21 protein-coding genes and 1 tRNA gene are annotated in these 24,581 nt (G+C 64.2%); 9 read left to right on the plus strand and 13 right to left on the minus strand.

Annotation, left to right across the window (positions count from 1 at the left end; all coding sequences use genetic code 11):
• Positions 1 to 566: 566 nt before the first annotated feature.
• Positions 567 to 1,049 carry a fasciclin domain-containing protein gene (locus tag RSW2DRAFT_RS16185; protein WP_008032926.1) on the plus strand — a complete coding sequence of 161 codons (483 nt, stop codon included), beginning with the start codon at positions 567 to 569 and terminating at the stop codon, positions 1,047 to 1,049.
• Between the two features lie 50 nt (positions 1,050 to 1,099).
• Here the strand turns inward: RSW2DRAFT_RS16185 and clpB are convergent, their stop codons facing one another.
• Positions 1,100 to 3,712, minus strand: a complete 2,613-nt coding sequence (clpB, locus tag RSW2DRAFT_RS16190; RefSeq protein ID WP_008032927.1) for an ATP-dependent chaperone ClpB — start codon at positions 3,710 to 3,712, stop codon at positions 1,100 to 1,102.
• Positions 3,713 to 3,842: 130 nt separating this feature from the next.
• Positions 3,843 to 4,616 (minus strand): hypothetical protein, encoded by a 774-nt coding sequence (locus tag RSW2DRAFT_RS16195; RefSeq protein ID WP_008032928.1) that lies wholly within the window; start codon positions 4,614 to 4,616, stop codon positions 3,843 to 3,845.
• A gap of 121 nt (positions 4,617 to 4,737) precedes the next feature.
• On the opposite strand from RSW2DRAFT_RS16195, the gene pyrF reads away from it, so the two are divergent.
• Positions 4,738 to 5,451, plus strand: coding sequence for an orotidine-5'-phosphate decarboxylase (gene pyrF, locus RSW2DRAFT_RS16200; protein WP_008032929.1), 714 nt, complete (start codon positions 4,738 to 4,740; stop codon positions 5,449 to 5,451).
• Between the two features lie 114 nt (positions 5,452 to 5,565).
• On the opposite strand, the gene RSW2DRAFT_RS16205 is transcribed toward pyrF, so the two are convergent.
• From RSW2DRAFT_RS16205 to RSW2DRAFT_RS16250, 10 genes are all read right to left on the minus strand, one after another.
• Positions 5,566 to 5,835 (minus strand): NfeD family protein, encoded by a 270-nt coding sequence (locus tag RSW2DRAFT_RS16205; RefSeq protein WP_008032930.1) that lies wholly within the window; start codon positions 5,833 to 5,835, stop codon positions 5,566 to 5,568.
• Positions 5,832 to 6,725 (minus strand): SPFH domain-containing protein, encoded by an 894-nt coding sequence (locus tag RSW2DRAFT_RS16210; protein ID WP_008032933.1) that lies wholly within the window; start codon positions 6,723 to 6,725, stop codon positions 5,832 to 5,834. Before RSW2DRAFT_RS16210 ends, RSW2DRAFT_RS16205 begins: the two co-directional genes overlap by 4 nt.
• Before the next feature lie 91 nt (positions 6,726 to 6,816).
• Positions 6,817 to 7,281, minus strand: coding sequence for a PTS sugar transporter subunit IIA (locus RSW2DRAFT_RS16215; protein ID WP_008032935.1), 465 nt, complete (start codon positions 7,279 to 7,281; stop codon positions 6,817 to 6,819).
• Positions 7,282 to 7,317: 36 nt separating this feature from the next.
• The gene (hpf, locus tag RSW2DRAFT_RS16220; protein WP_008032937.1) at positions 7,318 to 7,893 is read right to left on the minus strand and encodes a ribosome hibernation-promoting factor, HPF/YfiA family; all 576 of its coding nucleotides are present in this window, start codon (positions 7,891 to 7,893) and stop codon (positions 7,318 to 7,320) included.
• A 231-nt stretch (positions 7,894 to 8,124) separates the two neighbouring features.
• Positions 8,125 to 8,886, minus strand: a complete 762-nt coding sequence (gene lptB, locus RSW2DRAFT_RS16225; protein ID WP_008032938.1) for an LPS export ABC transporter ATP-binding protein — start codon at positions 8,884 to 8,886, stop codon at positions 8,125 to 8,127.
• Positions 8,883 to 9,392, minus strand: a complete 510-nt coding sequence (gene lptA, locus RSW2DRAFT_RS16230; RefSeq protein WP_008032939.1) for a lipopolysaccharide transport periplasmic protein LptA — start codon at positions 9,390 to 9,392, stop codon at positions 8,883 to 8,885. Before lptA ends, lptB begins: the two co-directional genes overlap by 4 nt.
• Before the next feature lie 13 nt (positions 9,393 to 9,405).
• Complete coding sequence (gene lptC / locus RSW2DRAFT_RS16235; protein ID WP_008032940.1) at positions 9,406 to 10,035, minus strand: LPS export ABC transporter periplasmic protein LptC; 630 nt, start codon at positions 10,033 to 10,035, stop codon at positions 9,406 to 9,408.
• Positions 10,035 to 11,000, minus strand: a complete 966-nt coding sequence (locus RSW2DRAFT_RS16240) for a KpsF/GutQ family sugar-phosphate isomerase (protein WP_008032941.1) — start codon at positions 10,998 to 11,000, stop codon at positions 10,035 to 10,037. The genes lptC and RSW2DRAFT_RS16240 overlap by 1 nt, the downstream gene beginning before the upstream one ends.
• Entirely contained in the window at positions 10,981 to 11,595 is a 615-nt protein-coding gene (locus RSW2DRAFT_RS16245; protein WP_008032942.1) for a ribonuclease D, read from the minus strand. Before RSW2DRAFT_RS16245 ends, RSW2DRAFT_RS16240 begins: the two co-directional genes overlap by 20 nt.
• Before the next feature lie 165 nt (positions 11,596 to 11,760).
• A tRNA-Leu gene (locus RSW2DRAFT_RS16250) sits at positions 11,761 to 11,845 on the minus strand.
• Positions 11,846 to 11,993: 148 nt separating this feature from the next.
• Here RSW2DRAFT_RS16250 and RSW2DRAFT_RS16255 point away from each other — a divergent pair.
• From RSW2DRAFT_RS16255 to gltB, 5 genes are all read left to right on the plus strand, one after another.
• Positions 11,994 to 12,980 carry a complex I NDUFA9 subunit family protein gene (locus tag RSW2DRAFT_RS16255; RefSeq protein WP_040672468.1) on the plus strand — a complete coding sequence of 329 codons (987 nt, stop codon included), beginning with the start codon at positions 11,994 to 11,996 and terminating at the stop codon, positions 12,978 to 12,980.
• A gap of 26 nt (positions 12,981 to 13,006) precedes the next feature.
• Complete coding sequence (locus RSW2DRAFT_RS16260; protein WP_008032950.1) at positions 13,007 to 13,810, plus strand: undecaprenyl-diphosphate phosphatase; 804 nt, start codon at positions 13,007 to 13,009, stop codon at positions 13,808 to 13,810.
• Between the two features lie 160 nt (positions 13,811 to 13,970).
• A complete protein-coding gene (locus RSW2DRAFT_RS16265) occupies positions 13,971 to 15,410 on the plus strand; it encodes an NAD(P)-dependent oxidoreductase (protein WP_008032952.1) in 1,440 nt (479 codons plus the stop codon).
• 48 nt (positions 15,411 to 15,458) lie between these two features.
• On the plus strand, positions 15,459 to 16,178 hold the full coding sequence (locus tag RSW2DRAFT_RS16270) for a hypothetical protein (protein ID WP_008032954.1): 720 nt from the start codon (positions 15,459 to 15,461) through the stop codon (positions 16,176 to 16,178).
• Complete coding sequence (gltB, locus tag RSW2DRAFT_RS16275; protein ID WP_008032956.1) at positions 16,165 to 20,703, plus strand: glutamate synthase large subunit; 4,539 nt, start codon at positions 16,165 to 16,167, stop codon at positions 20,701 to 20,703. Before RSW2DRAFT_RS16270 ends, gltB begins: the two co-directional genes overlap by 14 nt.
• Positions 20,704 to 20,742: 39 nt before the next feature.
• Here the strand turns inward: gltB and RSW2DRAFT_RS16280 are convergent, their stop codons facing one another.
• The gene (locus RSW2DRAFT_RS16280) at positions 20,743 to 21,087 is read right to left on the minus strand and encodes a DUF4342 domain-containing protein (protein WP_008032959.1); all 345 of its coding nucleotides are present in this window, start codon (positions 21,085 to 21,087) and stop codon (positions 20,743 to 20,745) included.
• 184 nt (positions 21,088 to 21,271) lie between these two features.
• On the opposite strand from RSW2DRAFT_RS16280, the gene mtgA reads away from it, so the two are divergent.
• Together mtgA and fzlA are read left to right on the plus strand one after the other, a co-directional pair.
• Positions 21,272 to 22,000, plus strand: a complete 729-nt coding sequence (gene mtgA, locus RSW2DRAFT_RS16285; RefSeq protein WP_008032960.1) for a monofunctional biosynthetic peptidoglycan transglycosylase — start codon at positions 21,272 to 21,274, stop codon at positions 21,998 to 22,000.
• Between the two features lie 1,892 nt (positions 22,001 to 23,892).
• On the plus strand, positions 23,893 to 24,558 hold the full coding sequence (gene fzlA, locus RSW2DRAFT_RS16290) for an FtsZ-binding protein FzlA (RefSeq protein ID WP_040672470.1): 666 nt from the start codon (positions 23,893 to 23,895) through the stop codon (positions 24,556 to 24,558).
• Positions 24,559 to 24,581: the final 23 nt, after the last annotated feature.

A 24,581-nucleotide genomic window follows, 5' to 3' on the forward strand; every position in this document is an offset into this window, starting at 1 on the left:
TGTCATTCCAGCGCAACCAACCGCCTTGCCTCCAGAGTTTTTTCCGAACGGCTTCGGCGCTTTCGCGTCTTCCGTCGTTCGCACCGTCACGTTTCCGTTTCGGTGAGGCGGTATTTACGGAGAGCCGCCGCGGGCCGCAAGAGGAAAAACGCCGTTCAGCGGCTTTTTTTCAGCGCCGCTTTTTATTGCACAATATGTGGGGCCTGGCGCAACTTTCGACACAAGTGTGCCGGGGGTTAGCGCAAGATTGCTGCGCAGGCCGCTTGGGTGTTGCCGCAAGGCCGGGGCTGGCCATACTGCGCCGACCCCGCAGGACCCAACCCGCGACTCGGCTTTCATCGCCCGAACCGTTTCGAGGCCGATACCGCCGCAAAATGCCGGTCAGCGGCTCACAAAAGATGACAATTCTTCACACCATTTTGCGTTGAACGTCGCCAAGCCTGCAGCTTAGGGCGCGGGCCCGCTGCGGCAAGGCGAACTCACGCGGTTGTGGGTCTGATCCGAACCGGCGCCCGCCCCATATACCGCTGGCCAACGACGGCACAATCGTAACCGGAGTGACACAGATGATCCGCAGAACCTTTCTTGCGCTGACCACCGCCACCGCGCTGATGATGCCCGCCCTGGCCCACAGCCAGACCGCCGACATCGTCGATACCGCCGTGGCTGCCGGCAACTTCACCACGCTGGCCACCGCCCTGACCGCCGCCGGTCTGGTGGAAACACTGAAGGGCCCCGGCCCGTTCACGGTGTTTGCCCCGACCGACGCCGCCTTTGCCGCCCTGCCTGCGGGCACGGTGGAAGACCTGCTGAAGCCGGAAAACAAGGATCAACTGGTGGCGATCCTCACCTATCACGTGGTGCCCGGCAAGGTGATGTCGACCGACCTGACCGAAGGCATGAAGGCCGCGACGGTGCAGGGCGGCGAAGTGACGATCACGCTGGACGGCGGGCCGAAGGTCAATGGCGCGGTGATTTCGGCTGCCGATGTGGCGGCGTCGAACGGGGTGATCCACGTGATCGATTCGGTGATCATGCCGCCGATGTAAGTTCCGGCAGAACTGGAAAGGCCCCCGCGCTGGGGGCCTTTCGCCGATGCTCAGTGAACCACCGCCTCATTAGGCCGTTCGCGGCGCGAGGCAGAGATGCGGTCGCCGATGATCAGCCCATCCGCACCGGCGCTGATCACCACATTGCTTCCGTCCATTACGTCGCCCGCCAGTATCATGCTGGCCAGCGGGTCTTGCAGATGGCGCTGGAACACCCGCTTCAACGGGCGCGCGCCGAACACCGGGTCGTAGCCTTCGTCGGCCAGCCAGTCTTTCGCCGCCTTGTCCAGCTCCAGCGTGATCTTGCGGCCCACCAGACGCTTCTCCAGCAGCTTGAGCTGAATCTCGACAATCGCCCCCATGTCGTCGCGGCCCAGCCGGTCGAAGATGATCTGGTCATCCAGCCGGTTCAGGAACTCGGGGCGGAAGTGCTGGCGCACCGCCTCCATCACCTCGGCCCGCGCCGCCGTGGGGTCGGCGCCATCGGGAAGCTGGCTAAGGGCATAGGCGCCAAGGTTCGAGGTCAGGATGATCAGCGTCTGCTTGAAATCCACCGTGCGGCCATGGCCGTCGGTCAGCACGCCATCATCCAGCACCTGCAGCAGGATGTTGAACACATCCGGATGCGCCTTTTCCACCTCGTCGAACAGCAGCACCTGATAGGGGCGGCGGCGCACGGCTTCGGTCAGCACCCCGCCTTCGTCATAGCCGACATAGCCGGGCGGCGCGCCGATCAGGCGGGACACCGCGTGCTTCTCCATGAATTCCGACATGTCGATCCGCACCATCGCGGCGTCGTCGTCGAACAGGTATTCCGCCACCGCCTTGGTCAGTTCGGTCTTGCCGACGCCGGTGGGGCCAAGGAACAGGAAAGACCCAAGCGGGCGTTTCTCGTCGTTCAGCCCGGCCCGTGCCCGGCGCACCGCATTGGCAACGGCAGTCAGCGCCCGGCGTTGGCCGATCACCCGCTTGCCCAACTCGTCTTCCATGCGCAGCAGCTTCTCGCGCTCGCCTTCCAGCATCCGGCTGGTTGGGATACCGGTCCAGCGTTCCACCACTTCGGCAATCTGCTCCGGGCCGACGGCTTCGGACACCAGCAACACGCCTTCGCGCGCCTCGGCCTCTGCCAGCTTCTTCTCCAGCCCCGGCAGGATGCCATAGGAAAGCTCGCCCGCGCGGCCAAGGTTGCCGTCGCGCTTGGCCTGATCCAGTTCGGCGCGCGCCTTGTCGAGTTGCTCTTTCAGATCGCGCGCCACTTCCAGCTTGTCACGTTCCGACTGCCACTTGGCGGTCATTTCGGACGAGCGTTCCAAGAGGTCGGAAAGCTCCTTCTGCAACTTCTCCAGCCGGTCCTTGCTGGCGGCATCTTCTTCCTTCTTCAACGCCTCGGCCTCGATCTGCAATTGCAGGATCTGGCGGTCCAGCGCGTCCAGTTCCTCGGGCTTGCTGTCCACTTCCATCCGCAGACGGGAAGCCGCCTCATCCACCAGGTCGATCGCCTTGTCGGGCAGGAAACGGTCGGTGATATAGCGGTGCGACAGCGTCGCCGCCGCCACCAGCGCCGAGTCGCTGATCCGCACGCCGTGGTGCAGTTCATACTTTTCCTTGATGCCGCGCAGGATGGAAATGGTGTCTTCCACCGTCGGCTCGTTCACCATCACCGGCTGGAACCGGCGGGCAAGGGCCGCGTCCTTCTCCACATACTTGCGGTATTCGTCCAGCGTGGTGGCGCCGACGCAATGCAACTCGCCCCGCGCCAGGGCGGGTTTGATCAGGTTGGCCGCATCCATCGCGCCTTCGGATTTGCCGGCACCGACCAGCGTGTGCATCTCGTCGATGAACAGGATGATCTCGCCCGAGGCTTGCGTCACCTCGTTCAGCACCGCCTTCAGCCGTTCCTCGAACTCGCCGCGATACTTGGCCCCGGCGATCAGCGCGCCCATGTCCAGCGCCATCAGCTTCTTGTTCTTCAGGCTTTCGGGCACGTCACCATCGACGATGCGCAGCGCCAGCCCCTCGGCAATCGCAGTCTTGCCGACACCGGGTTCGCCAATCAGCACCGGGTTGTTCTTGGTGCGCCGCGACAGCACCTGCATGGTGCGGCGGATTTCATCATCGCGGCCGATGATCGGGTCGATCTTGCCCTCGCGTGCCGCTTCGGTCAGGTCTCGGGCGTATTTCTTCAGGGCGTCATAGCCTTCCTCGGCGCTTGCCGTATCGGCGGTGCGGCCCTTGCGGATGTCGTTGATCGCGGCATTCAGCTTTTGCGCCGTCACCGCACCGGCATCCAGCGCCTCCTTGGCCTTGGTTTTCACCATGCACAGCGCCATCAAAATGCGCTCGACCGGAACGAAACTGTCGCCCGCCTTCTTGGCCACGGTTTCCGCCTCGTCCAGCACCCGCACCATTGCCGGGTCCATGAACGGCTGGGCGTCGCCCGTCACCTTGGGCAGCTTGGAGATTGCCAGGTCAACCGCCTCGACCACGCGGGCAGGTTCACCACCGGAACGGCGGATCAGGTTGCTGGCCAACCCCTGATCGTCATCCATCAGGGCTTTCAGCAGATGTTCGGGGGCAAGCCGCTGGTGGCTTTCGCGCAGGGCGATGGTTTGCGCCGCTTGCAGGAACCCACGCGAGCGTTCCGTGAACTTTTCAAGGTTCATCGCAGTCTCCTTTGATCAGCACCGTGTTCGCGCACCCGTCATGGCATGCCCGCCCCGGCCTTGTCCTTCACATGGGTAAGCCCCGCCGCTGATGCAAGATTGTCACAGGCCTGCCCGCGGAAATTTCGCGTCAGCCCTTGGTCTTGGGCACCAGCAGCTTCGCCGGGCGCAACTCCTCGGCGGCCTTGAACAGCCCGAAGGTCTGGTTGACGTAATTCACCACGCCGCCGATCTGGTCCATGTATTTCACCAGCTCCGGCGTGCGCTCGGCCTCGATCACCTGCACCGGACGATCCGGGCCGTCGCCCTCGAACTGGCAGTAGAATAGCGGCTCGCCGCGTTTCAGCACGATGTCCTTCTCCGGCTCGTGCCACTCGAAGGCCCACATCAAGGGCCGCGGCCAGATGTTCAGGGGAAAGCGACCACCGAAGATGGTGCCGGGCAGCGGGTTGCTGCGGTAGTGCATGAACGGGGAAAGCTGGGTGATATACACCGTCTCGTCGGCGATCATGCAATAGGGCAGCACCATCTGCACGGTGGGCCGGTCGGGATAGCGCCACTCGGCCTCGTTCACCAGCATCAGCACTTCGTTCAGCTTATTGCCCCGGATCGACGAGCCGACCCCGGCGCGGTTGATCAGATGCGGCTTGCCCTTGTCGTCGCGCCCGAAGCCCACATGAATGTCGAACGGGCATTTCACATAGAAATACCGGCTTTCCAACTGGATCACCCCAGGGCAGCGGCTGGCGGATTTCGAATGGGCCTTGTTGGTCTGGCGAAACATCACCCGCTCGGGCGCGTCATAAAGCACGGCGCCCTTGTCGGTGGTCAGAAACCAGCCCACCGTGATCGGGCCGGATTTCGGGCCGTCCTCGGGGCGGTCAAAAGACAGGTTGATCTGCATCGCCATCCTCGCGGTTTTGGTCCAAGCGTCATCCGGCGGGGGGGCAAAGTCAATGCCGCGGCGCTTGACAGACCGCGGCTTGCAGGGGAAACGGTCGCATCCCCCGCGTAAAGGAAACCCCATGCCGCAAACCCTGTCTGACGACCGCCTGATCGTGGCGCTGGATGTGCCGAATGTGGTGCAGGGGCTGGAGCTTGCCGGCCGGATCGGCGACGCGGTGTCGTTCTACAAGATCGGGCTGGGGATGCTGACCGGCGGTGGTTTCGCGCTGGCCAACGAGTTGAAGCAGGAACACGGCAAGCGGGTGTTTCTGGACCTGAAGCTGTTCGATATCGGTGCCACGATCGAGGCGGCAGTGCGCGGTATCTCAAGCTATGATCTGGATTTCCTGACGGTGCAGGGCGATCCGCAGGTGGTGCGGGCGGCGGCAGAGGGCAAGCGCGGTTCGGGGCTGAAGATTCTGGCGGTGACCATCCTGACCTCGCTGGACCGCGCCGATCTGGACGCCAACCTGATCCGGCCCGGCGATATTGCCGAGATCACGCTGGAACGCGCGGCGCGCGCTTTGGAGGCCGGGGCGGACGGGGTGATTGCCAGCCCGCAAGAGGCGGCGGCGATCCGGGCTTTGCCGCAGGCGCAGGGTCGGTTAATCGTGACCCCCGGCGTGCGGCCTGCCGGAGCGGCTTTGGGCGATCAGAAGCGGGTGGAAACGCCGGCGCGGGCGGTTGCCAATGGTGCGGATCATATCGTGATCGGCCGCCCGATCTGGCAAGCCGCCGACCCGCGTGCAGCGGCGCTGGCGGTGGTTGCCGAACTCGCCGCTCTTCGCCCCTGACGGGGCCTCATCGCTGGTTGCGAGAAGCGCCCGACAGGAAGCGTCGAGCGGATGGACAGGCCGGGGGTTTTCCACCCCCGGACCCCCGGAGGATATTTGTGCAAAGGTGAAGCGTCAGTCGTTGATATCGCGGTCCCACAGTTTCACCTGACCCGCACGGATGCCGAACACCCGGCGCAGCACCGCCCAGGCCAGAAGCGAGGCGAAGGCGAACACCAGCAGCAGCAGCGGCAGGTTGGCGCCCAGCGCGCCCAGCCAGATCAGCGCGCCGGTGGCAATTGCGCCAATGGCAAAGCCAAGGAAGATGAACCCCGGCAGCGCAACCTCAAGGATGCCAAGGCCGAAACCCGCCACCACCCAGACCCACCACGTCGCCCACATCATCCACGCCCTTTCAGCATCTTGAAAGCATCGCCAAAGGCTTCCAGCGCCTGCGCCGGCACGATGATCATCTGCTTGCCCTGACCTTCGCCGACCTTGGTCAGCGCCTCGACCTGTTTCAGCGCCACCTGATATTGCGCTGCCTCGATGCCGCTTTCCTTGATCGCCACCGCAATCACCGATGTCGCATAGGCTTCGGCATCGGCCAGCACCCGGCGGGCCTTGGATTCCTGCTCGGCGGCGTAAAGCTGCGCGTCGGCGTTCAACTCCACCGCACGCTTGTTGCCCTCGGCCTCGGTCACCTGCGCCCGCCGCGCCCGTTCGGCGTTCAACTGTTGCAGCATCGCCGCCCGGGTCGCCTCGTCCAGATTGACATCCAGCAATTCGGCGCGGGTCACCTCGATGCCCCAGTCATCGACCATCGCCCGCACCTGCTCGCGGATGTTGGCGGTCAGGGCGGTGCGGTTGGATTGCACCTGATCCAGCTCCATCTTACCGATTTCGCTGCGCACGATCCCGGCCACCGTGGTGGCAATGGCGGCGTCAACATCGCGGATGCGATAGACGGTCTTTTCCGGCTCGGTGATGCGGTAGAACACGCTGGTTTCCACCTTCACCAGCACGTTGTCGGTGGTGATGGCGTCCTGCTGCGCGGTGGGCAACTGCCGTTCCAGAATGCTGATCTTGTGCGCCACCCGGTCCAGGAACGGCACCACGAAGTTGATCCCCGGCCCCAGCACCGCCCGCAACCGGCCAAAGCGTTCGACCACATGCTTTTCCGATTGCGGCACGATGCGCACGCCCAGAAAGATGCACAGGATGATGAAGGCGGCAAAGGCCAGATAGACGGCATTGCCGCCGAAGAAATCGCTGGGGAAATCGGTCGGGTCCATCAAATGCTCCTGGTTGACCGGCCCGGAAATGCCGCGGCCAAGCCAAGAGATGCCCGCAACCGGCCCGTCACGCAAGCTTTCGCTTGCGGCGTCAGGCGGCCTGGGTGCTGCGGGCCTCGGTCAGGATGGCGTGCAGCTTGGCCGGATCGGTGTTGGCGCGCAGCTTGGCGCAGATCGCCGGATCCCGCATGGTGCGCGACACCAGCGCCAAGGCCTTCAGATGGTCCACGCCCGAATCCTTGGGCGCGAACAGCCCGAACACCAGATCGACCGGCTGACGATCGACCGAATCGTAATCCAGCGGCTTTTCCAGCCGCAGGAACACGCCAACGATGCCTGGCAATTCTTCCAGCCTGGCATGCGGCAGGGCGATGCCATGGCCCACACCGGTCGGGCCAAGGCTTTCGCGTTCCTGCAACCCGTCGGTGGCCACCGCGGCATTCAGCCGGTAGGCCTGCGACGCCATCTCTCCCAATTCCTGGAAGAGACGCTTCTTGCTGGTCAGCTGGCCAACGACCCTGACGGCGCCGACACTTAGCAGTTTGGAAAGTTCCATCGCTTGCCGTTTGTCCTGCGCCTGTCGTGTGGCGCCTTATTTGCTGTTGCGCGGGTCGATCCAGCCGATATTGCCGTCATCCCGACGGTATACGACATTCACGCCGCCATGTCCCTCGTTGCGAAACACCAGCAGACGTTCCCCGGCCAGTTCCAGCTGCATCACGGCTTCGCCAACGGTGATGGAGGGCACACGCGCCTCCATCTCGGCGATCACGACGGGCTGGAGCGTATCGGGCTCAACGTCCTCGGGCTCCTCAGATGCGGCGAGGATATAGGCGGAACCACCGGCGAATTCAACGGGTGCCGTGCGGTCAATGTAGTGGCTGCGCAGACGGCGCTTGTAGCGGCGCAACTGCTTGTCCAGCTTCTCGCGGCAGGATTCGAAGGCGGCATAGATGTCGGCGGCATGGCCGGTGGCATGGGCGGTCAGGCCGGTCGAAAGATGCAGCACGGTATCGCAATAGGATTCATAGCCTTTGCGGGAAAACACGATCACGGCTTCGGTCGGGCGTTGGGCGTATTTCTCCACCACTTCGCCAAGTTCGGCTTTCACATGGGTCTGAAGAGCCTCGCCGACATCAATCTGTTTGCCGCTGATCTGATAACGCATGGCTTCTCCTTCGCATGGACAGCGAGGCACATCCTGCAACAGACAGGCTTACCCGCTGATGAGTTTTCTGAGGTGGTGCGGCAAATCCAACCGATCCGGCGGCGCGGCCAAAGCCTTGCGCCAATGTGAAACGGGACGGGGTGGTTGTTGCACGCATCAAGGGCATTTGGCGGCTTACTCGCCTGATTTGTCAACAGCTTCGTCGTGGCAATGTTACAGATGCCTCTGCCCCTAGCCGATGCGGAAGTTCTGCCCCAGATAGACCCGGCGCACGGTTTCGTCGCGCACGACCTCGTCGGTGGTGCCGCTCATCAGCACCTTGCCATCGTGCAGGATATAGGCGCGGTCAACGATTTCAAGGGTTTCGCGCACGTTGTGGTCGGTGATCAGCACACCGATGCCGCGGCTTTTCAGGTCGTGCACCAGGGTCCGTATCTCGCCCACGGCAATCGGGTCCACCCCGGCAAACGGCTCGTCCAGCAGCAGATATTTCGGATCGGCGGCCAGGCAGCGGGCAATTTCCACCCGCCGCCGCTCGCCGCCCGAAAGCGCCAGGGCCGGGGCGCGACGCAGGTGCGTGATGGAAAACTCGCTGAGCAACTCTTCCAGCCGTTCGCGGCGCTTGTGGCGGTCGGGCAGGGCAATCTCCAGCACCGCCAGAATGTTGTCCTCGACCGAAAGGCCGCGAAAGATGCTGACCTCCTGCGGCAGATAGCCGATGCCAAGACGGGCGCGGCGATACATCGGCAGCGCCGTCACGTCGCGGCCGTCGATCAGCACTTGCCCGCCTTCGGGCGTGACCAGGCCGGCGATGGCATAGAAGCAGGTGGTCTTGCCCGAGCCGTTGGGGCCAAGCAGCGCCACCACCTCGCCGCGGTTCAGGTGCATCGAAACATCGCGGATCACCGGCCGCCGCTTGTAGCTTTTGCGCAGGTGGCGGATGTGCAAACCGGCATCGCCCGGGGTTACGGTCAGTTCGGGGGCGGCGCTCATGGTTGCTTGGCGGGTTTCTTGGCAGGCACGAACACCGTCTGCACCCGGCCTTCCATGGTGCCGGTTCCCGCATTGACGTCGATCACCAACCTTTGGCCGGTGATCGCGCTTTCGCCCTGGGTCAGCAGCACGTTGCCGGTCATCACCACCGAACCGGAGGCGATGGTATAGACCGCCTCGCTGGATTCGGCGGCCTCGGTCGCATTGGCCAGCGTTACCCCGCCGCTGGCGTGCAGCTTCGAGATCGCCTTGCCCTCGGCATCGTATTCCACCCGCACGGTGGCCGCTGACAACCGCAGCTCGCCCTGCCCCACAAGCACATTGCCGGTGAACACCGCAACGCCAGTCGCCTGATCGACATCAAGCTGGTCGGATTCGATTTCCACGGGCAGGCTGCTGTCCACCTTCAACCCGCCAAAGGCCACGTTTGCCCCCTGGGCTGCGGCGGCCAGTGGCAGCAGGCCAAGCATGCTGGCCACTATGATGGCGCGAAGGGGTCTCGACATGCCGTGCCTCGGTTCATTTATCGTTCGGCGGTGGTTCCGGCGGACGGTATATCAGCTTCACCCGGTTCTTGAAAACAAGAACGTAACTGCCGGATACACCTTCTGTTGCGGTGATCCGCATCTGCCCGGCGCTAAGGACGCCAAGCGGCCCGGTTCCGGCAACCGGCCCGGCACTGGTCACCTCGGTGCGGTCCAGCTCCGATACCAGCGCCTCGGTGGTCATCAGATAGCCGGTCGAGGTGGTGATCTGCACGCCGCCATTCAGCCGCATCTGCCGCGCCGTGTCGTCGAATGTGCCGTTCTGCGCCACGATCGAGGTGTGGGCGCCGTCAGGTGTATCCAGTTCGGCGCGCAGGGTCTGGGCAGTGCCACCCTTGCCACTTGCGTCGGGGCGGGCGGCATCGGCGGTCACCGTCAACGAAGCGCCATCTTCGGTGACGCCGGCATAGGCCGGTTCGGTCATCCGCGGTTCGCGGATACGGTCGGCCACATCGACCTCGGCATAGGGGATTGCATCCTGCGGGTCGATCTTGCGCGACACCATGAACAGCGTGGACAGGATCACCAGCGCCAGCAGCGGCAACAGCACCTTCAGCCAGCCGACCAACCGCGAATGAAGGTTGTCGTGGCGCGACAGGGCCATCAGGCCATCCCGGCGCGCAGGCAGTCGTGGATATGGATAAGGCCAACGGCGGCGCGGCTGCCTTCGGGGTCCACCACGAACAGCGAGGTGATCTTCTTCTCGTTCATCACCGCCACCGCCTTTTCTGCCAGCGCCTGCGGCCCGATGGTGCGGGGCGCGCGCGTCATCACCTGTTCGGCGGTCAGCGACAACAACCCCTCCATGTGCCGACGCAAGTCACCATCAGTGACTATACCGGCAAGATAGCCATCGGCATCGGTCACGCCAACCACGCCGAAGCCCTGACGGCTCATGGTCAGCAAGGCTTCGCTCATCGGTGCCGCCAAAGGCACCAGCGGCAGGTCAACATGCATCAGATCGCGCACCAGCGTCAGCCGCGCCCCCAGCTTGCCGCCGGGGTGGAAGATGCGGAACTGATCGGGGGTGAACTGCCGATGCTCCATCAACGCAATCGCCAGCGCGTCGCCCAAGGCCAGCGTCATCGTGGTCGAGGTGGTCGGCACGATGCCCTGGTCACAAGCCTCGGCGGCGGGCGGCAGCAGGATCGCCACATCGGCCTGCCGCAGCAGCGTTGACCCCTCGCGCCCCGCCACCCCGATCATCGGAATCGCAAAGCGGCGGGTATGGGCGATCATGTCGGAAAGCTCCGGCGTCTCGCCCGAGTTCGACAGCAGCAGAACCACGTCGCCGCGCATCACCATGCCCAGATCGCCATGGCTGGCCTCGGCCGGATGCACGAATTGCGCCGGTGTGCCGGTGCTGGCGAAGGTGGCGGCGATCTTGCGGGCGATGTGGCCCGATTTGCCCATGCCGCAAACGATCACCCGGCCCTGCGATTGCAGGATCATCTCGACCGCCTTGCCGAAGCTTTCACCCAGATGCGCCGACAGCATCGCCAGCGCGTCCGCCTCGCGGGTTATCACGCGGCGGCCGGTGGTCAGGAAATCAGTGGTGGAAGATGTCATTCGGTTCATCCCAACCCATCAGGTCCAGTTCCGCCCGCGTCGGCAGGAAGTCGAAACAGCGTTGCGCCAGTGCCAACCGGTTTTCCCGGATCAGGCAGCGTTCCAGTTCCGCCATCAGCCGGTGCAGATACAGCACGTCGGACGCCGCATAATCCTTTTGCGCGTCCGACAGGGTTTCCGACCCCCAGTCCGAGGTCTGCTGCTGCTTGGAGACATCGACGCCGACCAGTTCCTGCAGCAGGTATTTCAGCCCGTGCCGGTCGGTGAAGGTGCGCACCAGCTTGGCGGCGATCTTGGTGCACCACACCGGCGCCGTCACCACGCCAAATGCCGCCTTCATCGCCGCAATGTCGAAGCGGCCAAAGTGGAACAGCTTCAACACGCTTGGGTCGGTCAGCAGCTTTTCCAGATTGGGTGCCGATGTCTGGCCGCGGGCGATCTGCACCAGATGCGCGTTGCCGTCGCCCGAGGAAAGCTGGACCAGACATAGCCGGTCGCGGCGCGGGTCCAGACCCATGGTCTCGGTGTCGATGGCCACCACCGGGCCGAGGTTCAGCCCGGCGGGCAGATCGCCCTTGTAAAGATGCACCGCCATCAGGCTTTCCCTTTGCATGTGCCGCCGGGGCGGCCTTTTCTTCGGCATCGGGATAAGCGCGCGGGACCGCGAACTCAACGCGAAAACCGCTGACGCTGCCCCCTGAAACGCAAAAACGCGGCCAGTGGCCGCGCTTTCCAGTCCTGCCAGGCTACAGGAGCGACGTGGTGCCCAGGAAAGGACTCGAACCTTCACACCTTGCGGCACACGGACCTGAACCGTGCGCGTCTACCAATTCCGCCACCTGGGCAGGTGTCGTGGAGGGGGATTTAAAGAGCGGGGCCAGCAGTGTCAACGGGCCTTAGCGAAAAAACCTGCGCGGTTATTGCCGCTTGTTCGGGGGGCGGCGGAAAGTTATGTACGCCGGGTATGGAAGCCATCCCGAAGGGGCATCGCAAATGAGCAAACTGGTCACGATCTTTGGCGGCTCGGGTTTTGTCGGCCGCTATATCGCGCGGCGGATGGCGCAGCAGGGCTGGCGGGTTCGGGTCGCGGTGCGCCACCCCAACGACGCGCTGTTCGTGCGGCCCTATGGCGATGTGGGTCAGGTCGAGCCGGTCGCCTGCAACATCCGCGACGATGCCTCGGTGCGGGCGGTGATGCAGGGGGCGGATGCGGTGGTGAACTGCGTCGGCATCCTGAACCCGGATGGACGCAACACCTTTTTCGCCGTGCAGTCCGATGGCGCAGGCCGCATCGCCCGGATCGCGACCGAGTTTGGCGTGGCCAACCTGGTGCATCTGTCGGCCATTGGTGCGGATGCCAACTCGCCCAGCATCTACGCAAAAAGCAAGGCTGCGGGCGAAGCGGCGGTGCTGAAGGCGTTTCCCAATGCGGTTATCCTGCGGCCGTCGGTGATCTTCGGCCCCGAGGATCAGTTTTTCAACCGCTTTGCCAGCATGGCCAAAATTGGGCCGGTGCTGCCTTTGGTCGGGGCCAACACCCGGTTTCAGCCGGTCTATGTCGATGACGTGGCGCAGGCTGCGGCGCTGGCAGCACAGGGCCTGGCGGCACCGGGCATCTATGAACTGGGCGGCCCCGATGTGGCGACATTCAGCGCGCTGATGCAGCAGATGCTGGCCGTCATTCAGCGCAAGCGGGTGATTGTGAATACGCCGTTCTTCGCGGCCAAGCTGATGGGCACCGGCTTCGATCTGCTTCAGATCGTCACCGGCGGTCTGATCAACAACAAGATCCTGACCCGCGATCAGGTGCGCAATCTGGCGCGCGACAATGTGGTGGCTCCGGGTGCCCGCGGCTTTGCCGAGCTTGGCATCACGCCTTCGGCCATCGCCGCAGTGCTGCCCGAATACCTGTGGCCCAACCGACCCTCGGGGCAGTTTGCAGCGATCAAGGACTCGGCCAAGAATTTGCCCAAGCGCTAGGCGCTGCGCTCCAACCCTGGTGATCCATGGAACACACGACGCTGGTTTCGGCCCTTCTGGGGTTGCTGGAAGGGCTGACCGAGTTCATTCCGGTATCCTCGACCGGGCACCTGCTTCTGGCCGGGCATTTCCTGGGCTTTGAAAGTGCCGGCAAAACCTTCGAGATCGTCATTCAGATGGGCGCGGTGCTGGCGCTGATGGCGCTGTATGCCGGGCGGTTGTGGCAAGTGTTTTCCACCGCCCACCGCGACCCGGCGGCGCTGCGCTTCGTGGTGTCGGTGCTGCTGGCGTTTCTGCCCGCGGTGGTGGTCGGCGTGCTGGCGCATGACTTCATCAAGTCGGTGCTGTTCGAAACCCCGATGCTGATTGCGGTGATGCTGATCCTGGGCGGGGTGGTGCTGCTGTTCGTCGATCGGCTGGCGCCGGTGGTGCAGCATGACGAGGCGATGCAACTGCCGTTCCGCAAGGCGCTGCTGATCGGCATCTTCCAGTGCCTCGCGATGGTGCCCGGCGTGTCGCGTTCCGGTGCCACCATCGTCGGCGCGCTGATGCTGGGGGTTTCCAAACGCGCGGCGGCCGAGTTTTCGTTCTTCCTGTCGATGCCAACCATGGCGGCGGCGGTCGGCTATGACCTGTTGAAAAACCGCGACGTGCTGGACTGGACCGCCTGGCACCAGATCGCCGTCGGCTTTGGCGTGGCGTTTCTGGCCGGGCTTATCGTGGTGAAATGGGTGCTGGGCTACATCAGCCGCCATGGCTATGCGCTGTTCGGCTGGTGGCGAATCATCGTCGGCAGCCTGGCGCTGGTGGGGCTTTTGCTGGGGTATTGAGGTGTTGGGTAAGTAATGCTTACCTATTATTCCGCGCATCCGGCAGAAAAACTGACCTATGCGGCAAAATACCCGGAAATAGGTAACTCATACTGACTTTTATTCCCGAAACACCGGCGCTATCAAGGCGCAGCCGAAAACCTGCCTGCGAGGTGCCGTGATGGCCAAGCAACCGATGCTGAAATTCGTGACCGTCGCCCGGCAGATGCCGGAAAAGCGGCCTGCCGAGCTGCGGGCGCAGGATTTCCACGAAATCTACCGCGAGTTTGCCGATGCCAAGGCCGCCGAACAGGCCGGGCGTTGCAGCCAGTGTGGCGTGCCCTATTGCCAAAGCCATTGCCCGCTGCACAACAACATCCCCGACTGGCTGCGCCTGACCGCCGAGGGCCGGTTGCAGGAGGCTTACGAGCTTAGCCAAGCCACCAACACCTTCCCGGAAATCTGCGGTCGCATCTGCCCGCAAGACCGGCTGTGCGAGGGCAATTGCGTGATCGAACAGTCGGGCCATGGCACGGTGACCATCGGCTCGGTGGAAAAATATCTGACCGATCTGGCCTGGGAAAAGGGCTGGGTGCTGCCGATCCGCCCGCAGGCCGAGCGCACGGAATCGGTGGGCATCATCGGTGCCGGGCCGGGCGGGCTGGCGGCGGCGGATGTGCTGCGCCGCCGCGGCGTGCAGGTCACGGTCTATGACCGCTACGACCGCGCCGGTGGCTTGCTGACCTACGGCATCCCCGGCTTCAAGCTGGAAAAAAACGTGGTGATGCAGCGGGTTGAGCAGTTGGAACAGGCGGGCGTGCAATTCGTGATGAATTGCTATGTCGGCGTGGACCTCAGCTTTGACGCCATCCGCGGGCGGCATGATGCGGTGCTGATCGCCACCGGCGTCTACAAATCCCGCGACCTTGAGGTGCCGGGCACCGATGCCAGCGGCGTGGTGGCGGCGCTGGACTATCTGACCGCCAGCAACCGCAAAAGCTTTGGCGACGAGGTTGCGGCCTTCGATTCCGGCGCGCTGAACGCTGCGGGCAAGCGGGTGGTGGTGATCGGCGGCGGCGATACCGCGATGGACTGTCTGCGCACCGCGATCCGGCAGGGGGCGATTTCGGTGAAGTGCCTGTATCGCCGCGACCGGGCCAACATGCCGGGCAGCCAGCGCGAGGTGCAGAACGCCGAGGAAGAGGGCGTCGAGTTCGTCTGGCTGTCGGCCCCCGTGGGCTTCAGTGGTGGTGGCGACGCGCTGGAAGGCGTGCAGGTGCAACGGATGCGGCTGACCGCCCCCGACGCCTCGGGCCGCCAGACCCCGGAACTGATCGAAGGCTCGGATTACGTCGAACCCGCCGATATCGCCATCATGGCGCTGGGGTTTGAACCCGAACCGCTGCCAAGCCTCTGGGGCGTGCCGGATCTGGCGGTCACCCGCTGGGGCACGGTAAAGGCCGATTTCCGCAGCCACGCCACCAACCTGCCCGGCGTCTATGCGGCAGGCGACATCGTGCGCGGCGCCAGCTTGGTGGTCTGGGTGATCCGCGATGGGCGCGAGGCCGCCGAGGCGATCCTGGACTATCTTGCGCAACCGTCGGCGGTGGCGGCAGAGTAAGTGCAGCGCGGGCCTTTGGCGCGCCCTGAAACACCGGAGGGCTTTGGAATGGCACGGCAATTCATCCTGGGTGCGGCACTGGCACTGGCCACCATGCCCGCGCAGGCAGGCACCTTCACCCCGCCCGCGGGCTGCGAGGCGTTTCTGACCGTGCAATCGCGCGGCTGCCGGGTGTCGAACCACTACCGCTGCGAAGCCGATGCGCCCGGTGACCAGTGGCGTGCGGATTTCGATCAGGAAGGCATCTATTTCCAAAGCCGGATCGACCGCGAGGGCCAATGGATCGAAAGCCTGGACAAGTTTCCCGACGTGCGCCAGACGCTGGACCCCGGCGCCGAAGACCCGGCATCCTTCACCGATCTGCTGAAGGGCCGCGACGATTACCGCTTCAACCTGTCCAAGGACAATGGCGAGCGCAGCGCCGTCACCGGCTATGACGCGCTGACCGGCAAAAGCTTTGTGATCGATGGCATCACCCTGCAACAGACCGAGTTCGACTATGTCGAGCGCGACCCCTCGGGCAACGTGATGCGCCGCTCGCGCGGGTTCGAATACATCAACCCCGACTGGCGGCTGTTCTTTGCCGGCCCTTCCGAATGGGACGATGGCACCGGCTACAAGCCCTATGACGGCAGCCCGGTGCAGTTCATCTTCCCCGGCGAGCCGGGGTTCATGGCGACCCAACCGCTTTTCGAATGTGACGCCGTGATGTCGTCGCTCCCGCTTGACCAGAATACCACGGAGGCCCCTGCCGATGACCGCCTATGATGATGCCTGGGTAAAGGCCGAAGAAGCCAAGCGCGCCTGGCTGGATGCCAACGGTCTTTACAAGGCCGAGGATGAGCATGCCTCGTGCGGCGTCGGTCTGGTGGTGTCGATCACCGGCAAGGCCAGCCGCAAGGTGGTGGAAAACGGCATCAACGCGCTGAAGGCGGTCTGGCACCGTGGGGCGGTGGATGCCGATGGCAAGACCGGCGATGGCGCGGGCATCCATGTGCAAATTCCAGTGCGGTTCTTCTATGATCAGGTGCGCCGCACCGGCCATGAGCCCGACCGCGCCAAGCTGATCGCCGTGGGTCAGGTGTTCCTGCCGCGCACCGATTTTGGCGCCCAGGAACGCTGCCGCACCATCGTGGAAACCGAAGTGCTGCGGATGGGGCATTACATCTACGGCTGGCGGCATGTGCCGGTGGATACCTCGGTTCTGGGCGAAAAGGCCAATGCGACCCGGCCCGAGATCGAGCAGATCCTGATCCGCTGCGAAAAGGACATTGATCAGGAACAGTTCGAGCGCGAGCTTTACATCATCCGCCGCCGCATCGAAAAAGCCGCACTGGCGGCGCAGATTCAGGGGCTGTATCTGTGCAGCCTGTCCTGCCGCAGCATCATCTACAAGGGCATGATGCTGGCCGAACAGGTGGCGGTGTTCTACCCCGACCTGATGGACGAACGGTTTGAATCCGCCTTCGCCATCTACCACCAACGCTATTCCACCAACACTTTCCCGCAATGGTGGCTGGCGCAACCGTTCCGCATGCTGGCGCATAACGGCGAGATCAACACCCTGCGCGGCAACGTCAACTGGATGAAAAGCCACGAGATTCGCATGGCTTCATCGGCCTTTGGCGACATGGCCGAGGATATCAAGCCGATCATCCCCGGCGGCACCTCGGATTCGGGCGCGCTGGATGCGGTGTTCGAGGTTCTGGTGCGTTCGGGCCGCTCGGCGCCGATGACCAAGACCATGATGGTGCCGGAAGCCTGGTCCAAGGCCACCACCGATATGCCGAAAGCCTGGGCCGACATGTATGCCTATTGCAACTCGGTGATGGAGCCGTGGGACGGGCCGGCGGCGCTGGCGATGACCGATGGCCGCTGGGTCTGCGGCGGGCTTGACCGCAACGGCTTGCGGCCGATGCGTTATGTCGTCACCGGCGACGGCATGCTGATTGCCGGTTCCGAGGCGGGCATGGTGCCGATCGAGGAATCCACCGTGGTGGAAAAGGGCGCGCTGGGGCCGGGTCAGATGATCGCCGTCGATATGAAGGACGGCAAGCTTTACCACGACGCCGCCATCAAGAACCGGCTGGCAGGCTCGCAGCCGTTTGGGGAATGGATCGCCAAGGTGATCGACCTGAACAGCCTCTTGCGCGACGTGCCGGAAGCCGCCATCCACACCGGCGCCGAACTGCGTAAACGCCAGATCGCCGCCGGGTATTCGCTGGAGGAGCTGGAGCAGGTTCTGGCGCCGATGGCCGAGGACGGCAAGGAAATGATCGCCAGCATGGGCGACGACACGCCCGCCGCCGTGCTGTCGCGGCAATACCGGCCGCTGTCGCATTTCTTCCGCCAGAACTTCAGCCAGGTCACCAACCCGCCGATCGACTCCTTGCGCGAAGGCCGGGTGATGAGCCTGAAGACCCGCTTTGGCAACCTGCGCAACGTGCTTGATGAAAACGCCAGCCAGACCGAGATTCTGGTGCTGGAAAGCCCGTTCATGGCCAACTCGGAATTCGACGTGATGGTGGCGCAGTTCGGCACCCATGTCGCCACCATCGACTGCACTTTCGCGGCCGGTGCCGATCAGGAAGCCTTGCGGCTGGGGCTGGAGCGTATCCGCGCCGAGGCCGAGGATGCCGTGCGTTCGGGTGCCAGCCATCTGGTGCTGACCGACCGCTTCCAAAGCGAATCGCGCGTGGCGATGCCGATGATTCTGGCGACCTCTGCGGTGCATAGCTGGCTGACCCGCAAGGGCCTGCGCACCTTCTGTTCGATCAACGTGCGCGCCGCCGAGTGCATCGACCCGCATTACTTTGCGGTGCTGATCGGCAGCGGGGCCACCACGGTGAACCCCTATCTGGCGCAAGACAGCATCGCTGACCGCATTTCGCGCGGGCTGATCGAGGGCAGCCTTGCCGACGCCATGCGCCGCTACCGCGATGCGATTGACGCGGGGTTGTTGAAGATCATGTCGAAGATGGGGATCTCGGTGATCTCCAGCTATCGCGGTGGTCTGAACTTCGAGGCGGTGGGTCTGAGCCGCGCCATGGTGGCCGAGTATTTCCCCGGCATGCAAAGCCGCATCTCCGGCATCGGTCTGCATGGCATCCAGCAAAAGCTGGAAGGCGTGCATGCCAAGGGCTGGAAAGGTGGGCAAGATGTGCTGCCGGTTGGCGGCTTCTACAAGGCGCGGCGCTCGGGCGAAAAGCACGCCTGGGAAGCGCAGACCATGCATCTTTTGCAATCGGCCTGCGAACGCGCCAGTTTCGATCTGTGGAAGCAGTATTCCGCCACCATGCGGGCCAACCCGCCGATCCATATCCGCGACCTGCTGGATATCAAATCGCTGGGCCGTCCGGTGCCGATTGACGAGGTGGAAAGCATCACCTCGATCCGCAAACGCTTCGTGACGCCGGGGATGTCGCTGGGGGCGTTGGGGCCGGAGGCGCACAAGACGCTGAACATCGCGATGAACCGCATCGGCGCCAAGTCCGACAGCGGCGAGGGCGGCGAAGACCCGGCGCATTTCCTGCCGGAGCCGAATGGCGACAACCCGTCGGCCAAGATCAAGCAGGTCGCCTCGGGGCGGTTTGGCGTGACTGCCGAATATCTGAACGCCTGCGAAGAGCTGGAAATCAAGGTGGCGCAGGGGGCAAAACCCGGCGAGGGCGGCCAGTTGCCGGGGATGAAAGTCACCGAACTGATCGCGCGGTTGCGCCATTCGACCAAGGGGGTGACGCTGATCAGCCCGCCGCCGCACCACGACATCTATTCGATCGAGGATCTGGCGCAGCTCATCTATGACCTGAAGCAGATCAACCCGCGCGCCAAGGTAACGGTGAAGCTGGTCGCGGCCAGCGGTGTCGGCACCATTGCTGCGGGCGTGGCCAAGGCCAAGGCCGATATCATTCTGATTTCCGGCCACAATGGCGGCACCGGGGCCTCTCCGGCGACGTCGATCAAGTATGCTGGCCTGCCCTGGGAAATGGGTCTGACCGAGGCGCATCAGGTGCTGGCGATGAACAACCTGCGCGAGCGGGTGACGCTGCGCACCGATGGCGGGCTGCGCACGGGCCGCGATATCGTGATGGCGGCGATGATGGGGGCCGAGGAATACGGCATCGGCACCGCGGCGCTGATCGCCATGGGCTGCATCATGGTGCGCCAGTGCCAGTCCAACACCTGCCCGGTCGGGGTCTGTACCCAAGACCCGGCCCTGCGCGCCAAGTTCGCAGGCTCTGCCGACAAGGTGGTCAACCTGATCACCTTCTACGCCCAGGAAGTGCGGGAGATTCTGGCCTCCATCGGTGCGCGCAGCATGGACGAGATCATCGGCCGTGCCGATCTGCTCAGCCAGATCAGCCGCGGTTCCGAGAACCTCGACGATCTCGACCTGAACCCGCTGCTGATCTCGGTCGATGCCTCCAACCGCATCACCTATGACCGCTCGCGCCCGCGCAATGCGGTGCCCGACACCCTGGATGCCGAGATCGTCAAGGACGGCGCGCGGTTCTTCGAGGACGGCGAGAAGATGCAACTGTCCTACGCCGTGCGCAACACCCACCGCACCATCGGCACCCGGGCCTCCAGCCATATCGTGCGCAAGTTCGGCATGCGCAACAGCCTGCAACCCGACCACCTGACGGTGAAACTGTCAGGCTCCTGTGGCCAGAGCCTTGGCGCCTTCGCGGTGCGCGGGCTGAAGCTGGAGGTGATGGGCGACGCCAACGATTACGTCGGCAAGGGGCTGTCGGGCGGGTTGATCGTGGTGCGGCCGCAAATGTCTTCGCCGCTGGTGGCATCGGAAAACACCATCATCGGCAACACCGTGCTCTATGGCGCGACCGCGGGGCATCTGTTTGCCGCAGGCCGCGCGGGCGAGCGGTTTGCCGTGCGCAACTCGGGCGCGTCGGTGGTGGTCGAGGGTTGCGGCACCAATGGGTGCGAATACATGACCGGTGGTGTGGCGGTGATCCTTGGCCGGATCGGTGCCAACTTCGGCGCGGGCATGACCGGGGGGATGGCCTATCTTTACGACCCCAAGGGTGTCGCTGAAGATTTCATGAACCTGGAATCACTGGTGACCTGTGCGGTGTCGCATCCGCATTGGGAAGCGCAACTGCGCGGGCTGATCGAGGCGCATGCTGCCGAGACCGGCAGCCGTCATGGTGCCGAGATTCTGGCGAACTGGCAGGCCGAGCGGGCGAATTTCCTGCAGGTCTGCCCCAAGGAGATGCTGGTGCACCTGCCCTGGCCGCTGAGCGACGAACCGCAAGCGATGCCCGCGGAATAGGATTAGCGGCCCCCGTTCGCGCGGGGGCCGCAGCTTTCGTCAGGCGCCGAGGATTTTATCGGCGATCGTGGCTTCCGGGGTCGGCATCATTTCGACTTTGGTCTTGGCGAAAACCGCGGCAATCACGCCGATCACCGCCATCCAGGGTGCCCCCACCACCAGCACGACGGCCACGATCACCGCGACCGTCACCGGCATTTCCAGCAGGAAGTATTTCTTGGCCTGCAACCGCACGGTGCGGGCATTGCCGCGCGCGATCAACTCCTTGGCCTTGGCCATCACCTTGCCACCGATCCCCTCGATGGTCTTGTTGATGTCGGCTTTCGGCGCGTCCGCAGTGGCGGTGTTTTCTGTCGCCGTCGTGTTTTCGGTCTTATCGTCCATATCCGGTCTCCCGTCTGGGCCGCTGAGTCGGCCATGGCTTGACTGTAGGCGAAAGCCTGCACCCTTTGCTGCGCTGCATCAATGAAGATGCAGAATAGGCCGGATTTTGCCAATGAAAACGGGGGGCGGCATGGTGTCTCGGGCGGCTTGACCCTGTATGCCGGTTCATGGCTAGTGTGGCGGCATGGCCGCGAAACCCAAACGCAAACCCGCCGAAGCCCCACCCGAACCGCCGCCGACACCCTTGCTGTGGCGGCGCGGACTGCGCTGGGCCCTGCGCGGGCTGGCGGGAATGGCCGGTTTCTTCGTGGCGCTGGTGCTGCTGTTTGCGGTGGTGAACCCGCCGACCTCGATCTACCTGCTGCAGGAACGCGCCCGGCTGGGTGGTTTGCAGCGCGACTGGGTGGCGATGGAAGCCATTGCCCCGGTGATGGCGCGGTCGGTGGTGGCCGCCGAGGATGCCAATTTCTGCCTGCACTGGGGTTTCGACATGGCCGCGATCCGCGCGGCGCTGGACGAGGGCAGCGGTCGCGGCGCCTCGACCCTCAGCCAGCAGGTGGTGAAGAACGTCTTCCTGTGGCAGGGCCGCAACTGGGCGCGCAAGGCGATGGAGGCGCTGCTGACCCCAGCGGTGGAACTGGTCTGGAGCAAGCGGCGGATCCTGGAGGTTTACCTGAACGTCGCTGAATTTGCCGAAGGGGTGTTTGGCGTGCAGGCGGCGGCGCAGCATTATTTCGGCGTCGATGCGAAAGACCTGACACCGCTGCAGGCCGCCCGGCTGGCCGCGGTGCTGCCCGACCCCAAGCACCGCAGCGCCGCCAAGCCCGGCCCGGTGGTGCGCCGCCGCACCGGCCAGGTGATCAGCGGTGCCGAGACCATTCTGGCCGATGGCCGGGCGGCCTGTTTCATGTAACGATCTGAAATCGGTCTCTTTCCGGCCCAATTCGGCCACTACCCATACCCCCAACGGATTGGGAAAGGGCGTTGCGATGCCGGTGTGGTTCTGGGTTCTGGCCGTGATTGCCGCCGTGGCAGCGGTGCTGGCGATGCTGCCGGCCGTGGTGATCCTGTCGTCGTTTTACGCCTTCGGCTGGGGATTTCCGGTCGGCATGCTGTGGTTCGTTGCGGCAAACCTGTGGTGGGTGCTGCTGCTGCTTTGGCCGGTGATCTGGTCGCTGCGGCGGGGCCGGATTCTGGTGGGGCTGGTGTTCTCTGCCGGATTGATGGCGCTGGCGGTTGGCGGGTTCTACAGCCTGCGCGCGGCGCATCTGGCCAGCCTTTATGTGCCACTGGTCGTGGCGCAGCCATTGTCGGGGCAAGTGCTGTCTGCCGAACTGGTGGAGGGGCGCGATGGCGCGCTGCTGGGCAATTCGGTTTGCGGCGATCTGTGCGAACGGCTGTTGATTGGCGGCATGGACTGGGTGCGCGTCGTCAGCCCGGGCCCGGATGGCGTGCCCGTCGCAACCGTCACCGCCCGGGCCGAGGCTGTGGACTGTCGGGCGCTGGACCCCGATTTTCCCGATGGTGCACCCTGTCTGCTGTTGCGCGCCGATCGTGGCAGCGCAGCCGATCTGCGGTTGACGGTCACGCAACAGGGCGACGGCCATGCCTCGCGCGAGGATATGTCGGGCCTTGCCTTCCTGCTGTCGCGGCAACGGCTGCTGGTGGAAGACCTGCGCGGGCCGTCACCGGTGCTGCTGCATGACCAAAGCCGACGGATCTGGATGCAGGCGACCCAGCCGGTGCCTTTGCACGCCAACGCCGGCTTTGACGGCAACGGCTTGCATGGCGGCGGGCTGACCTTTCCCTGGGTGCGGCTGCAGGATGCGCCGCTGGACGTGGCGTCGGTGCTGCAAGCGGCAGCCGTGCCGCTTGCCCCGGCGCGCGGCTTTACGCAAACGAAACCCGGCGATCGTTCTCGGGCGGCCGAGGGCTATTTCGACGAGAGGCCGCATGATCTGGCGCTGATTGCCTCTTTGCTTGGAAAACCCGGCGAACGGCAGGCTGCGCAAATCAGCGCCTGGCTCGACAGGTTCAGCCGCGGGCGCGCACCGACGCTGGCCGAGCGGGCGCTGCTGGCACGGCTGCCGCTGGAAACCCAACGCATTCATGCGCTGGACCGGCTGATGCAAGTACAGCCAGAGCTGTTCGTGCCAGACTTCCGCGCCTATTATGATCGGGTTCTTTCGGGGCCAGACCAACAATCGACTACTGCGGCGGCGGTGATCCTGGAAACGGTGCGCCGCGACCCGCCGGAAAGCCATGCCGCCGAGGCGGATCTTTTTCGGACAGTCATCGCCTCGGGGCGGCAATGGGGATATCTGATCCAGGTGGCGGGGCGCTATGGTTTTGATCCGCTGCCGCTGTTTCAGGCCGAGGTGAAGGCACCAAATCGCCCGAAGGACGGGCCGGACTTGTATGCGTTGTTTCATGCTGCCTGCAATTCCGATCCGAAATGGGCAGACAGTCTGGCGCCGTTTGTTCATGCGCAAATGCTTCCATTGCTGGCGGAAATGGATCGGCGGAAGGACGCCCTGCGAATGGGCACGACAGCTCTGATGATGCTGGGGCGCGAGGATCTGGCGCAGGATCTGCACAACCGGGTGGATTGGCCTACGGTCTACGCGGTGGAAAGCAAAGGGTTCAACCACATCACCATGGAGCAGCTGCAAGAGCGGCTTCTGGGGTCGCAAAGCCGAACCGCTGCTGAGGCGGCGCCTTCCCGCAGGGCATGGCGACAAGGATTGATCCCTTGGGCGGGGGTCGCTATCACGGGGGCAACCTTGGCTTGTGAGTGTTGTCCCGATGAACCGCCTGTATCATGTGCCGCTGTCGCCGTTCTGCCGGAAGGTGCGCCTGACGCTGGCGGAAAAGCGCATCGAGGTGGAGCTGGTCGAGGAACGCTATTGGGAGCCCAGCCCGGATTTCCTGCGCCGCAACCCGGCGGGCAAGGTGCCGGTGCTGCGGATGGACAGCAAGGTGATGTCGGAATCGCAGGCGATCTGCGAATATCTGGAAGAAACCGTGCCGACGCCACCTTTGATGCCGCGCGATGCCGAGGGCCGCTATGAGGTGCGGCGCATCTGCGCCTGGTTCGACGACAAATTCCAGACCGAGGTCACCTCGAAGCTGGTCTATGAGCGGATCAACAAGAAGGTGATGGGTCAGGGCTACCCCGACAGCAAGAACGTCAAGGCCGGGGCCGCGCGGATCAAGTATCATCTGGATTACATGGCCTGGCTGCTGGATCAACGGCGCTGGCTGGCCGGGGACGCGATGACGCTGGCCGATTTCTGTGCGGCGGCGCATCTGTCGTGTCTGGACTACATCTCGGATGTCGATTGGAACCGGCATGCGGTGGTGAAGGACTGGTATGCCAAGATCAAGTCGCGGCCGAGTTTCCGCACCTTGCTGGTGGATCAGGTGCCCGGCTTTCCGCCGCCGGCGCATTATACCGATCTGGATTTCTAGGCGGCGGGCGCCGGGGGTTTCAC

Source organism: Rhodobacter ferrooxidans (assembly GCF_000176015.1).
GTDB lineage: Bacteria > Pseudomonadota > Alphaproteobacteria > Rhodobacterales > Rhodobacteraceae > Pseudorhodobacter_B > Pseudorhodobacter_B ferrooxidans.

What these genes read in the sequence shown, in the direction of transcription:
- RSW2DRAFT_RS16185 (WP_008032926.1), top strand. Translation starts at nt 567, where the DNA reads ATGATCCGCAGAACCTTTCTTGCGCTGACCACCGCCACCGCGCTGATG.
- clpB (WP_008032927.1), bottom strand. Translation starts at nt 3,712, where the DNA reads ATGAACCTTGAAAAGTTCACGGAACGCTCGCGTGGGTTCCTGCAAGCG.
- RSW2DRAFT_RS16195 (WP_008032928.1), bottom strand. Translation starts at nt 4,616, where the DNA reads ATGCAGATCAACCTGTCTTTTGACCGCCCCGAGGACGGCCCGAAATCC.
- pyrF (WP_008032929.1), top strand. Translation starts at nt 4,738, where the DNA reads ATGCCGCAAACCCTGTCTGACGACCGCCTGATCGTGGCGCTGGATGTG.
- RSW2DRAFT_RS16205 (WP_008032930.1), bottom strand. Translation starts at nt 5,835, where the DNA reads ATGATGTGGGCGACGTGGTGGGTCTGGGTGGTGGCGGGTTTCGGCCTT.
- RSW2DRAFT_RS16210 (WP_008032933.1), bottom strand. Translation starts at nt 6,725, where the DNA reads ATGGACCCGACCGATTTCCCCAGCGATTTCTTCGGCGGCAATGCCGTC.
- RSW2DRAFT_RS16215 (WP_008032935.1), bottom strand. Translation starts at nt 7,281, where the DNA reads ATGGAACTTTCCAAACTGCTAAGTGTCGGCGCCGTCAGGGTCGTTGGC.
- hpf (WP_008032937.1), bottom strand. Translation starts at nt 7,893, where the DNA reads ATGCGTTATCAGATCAGCGGCAAACAGATTGATGTCGGCGAGGCTCTT.
- lptB (WP_008032938.1), bottom strand. Translation starts at nt 8,886, where the DNA reads ATGAGCGCCGCCCCCGAACTGACCGTAACCCCGGGCGATGCCGGTTTG.
- lptA (WP_008032939.1), bottom strand. Translation starts at nt 9,392, where the DNA reads ATGTCGAGACCCCTTCGCGCCATCATAGTGGCCAGCATGCTTGGCCTG.
- lptC (WP_008032940.1), bottom strand. Translation starts at nt 10,035, where the DNA reads ATGGCCCTGTCGCGCCACGACAACCTTCATTCGCGGTTGGTCGGCTGG.
- RSW2DRAFT_RS16240 (WP_008032941.1), bottom strand. Translation starts at nt 11,000, where the DNA reads ATGACATCTTCCACCACTGATTTCCTGACCACCGGCCGCCGCGTGATA.
- RSW2DRAFT_RS16245 (WP_008032942.1), bottom strand. Translation starts at nt 11,595, where the DNA reads ATGGCGGTGCATCTTTACAAGGGCGATCTGCCCGCCGGGCTGAACCTC.
- RSW2DRAFT_RS16255 (WP_040672468.1), top strand. Translation starts at nt 11,994, where the DNA reads ATGAGCAAACTGGTCACGATCTTTGGCGGCTCGGGTTTTGTCGGCCGC.
- RSW2DRAFT_RS16260 (WP_008032950.1), top strand. Translation starts at nt 13,007, where the DNA reads ATGGAACACACGACGCTGGTTTCGGCCCTTCTGGGGTTGCTGGAAGGG.
- RSW2DRAFT_RS16265 (WP_008032952.1), top strand. Translation starts at nt 13,971, where the DNA reads ATGGCCAAGCAACCGATGCTGAAATTCGTGACCGTCGCCCGGCAGATG.
- RSW2DRAFT_RS16270 (WP_008032954.1), top strand. Translation starts at nt 15,459, where the DNA reads ATGGCACGGCAATTCATCCTGGGTGCGGCACTGGCACTGGCCACCATG.
- gltB (WP_008032956.1), top strand. Translation starts at nt 16,165, where the DNA reads ATGACCGCCTATGATGATGCCTGGGTAAAGGCCGAAGAAGCCAAGCGC.
- RSW2DRAFT_RS16280 (WP_008032959.1), bottom strand. Translation starts at nt 21,087, where the DNA reads ATGGACGATAAGACCGAAAACACGACGGCGACAGAAAACACCGCCACT.
- mtgA (WP_008032960.1), top strand. Translation starts at nt 21,272, where the DNA reads ATGGCCGCGAAACCCAAACGCAAACCCGCCGAAGCCCCACCCGAACCG.
- fzlA (WP_040672470.1), top strand. Translation starts at nt 23,893, where the DNA reads ATGAACCGCCTGTATCATGTGCCGCTGTCGCCGTTCTGCCGGAAGGTG.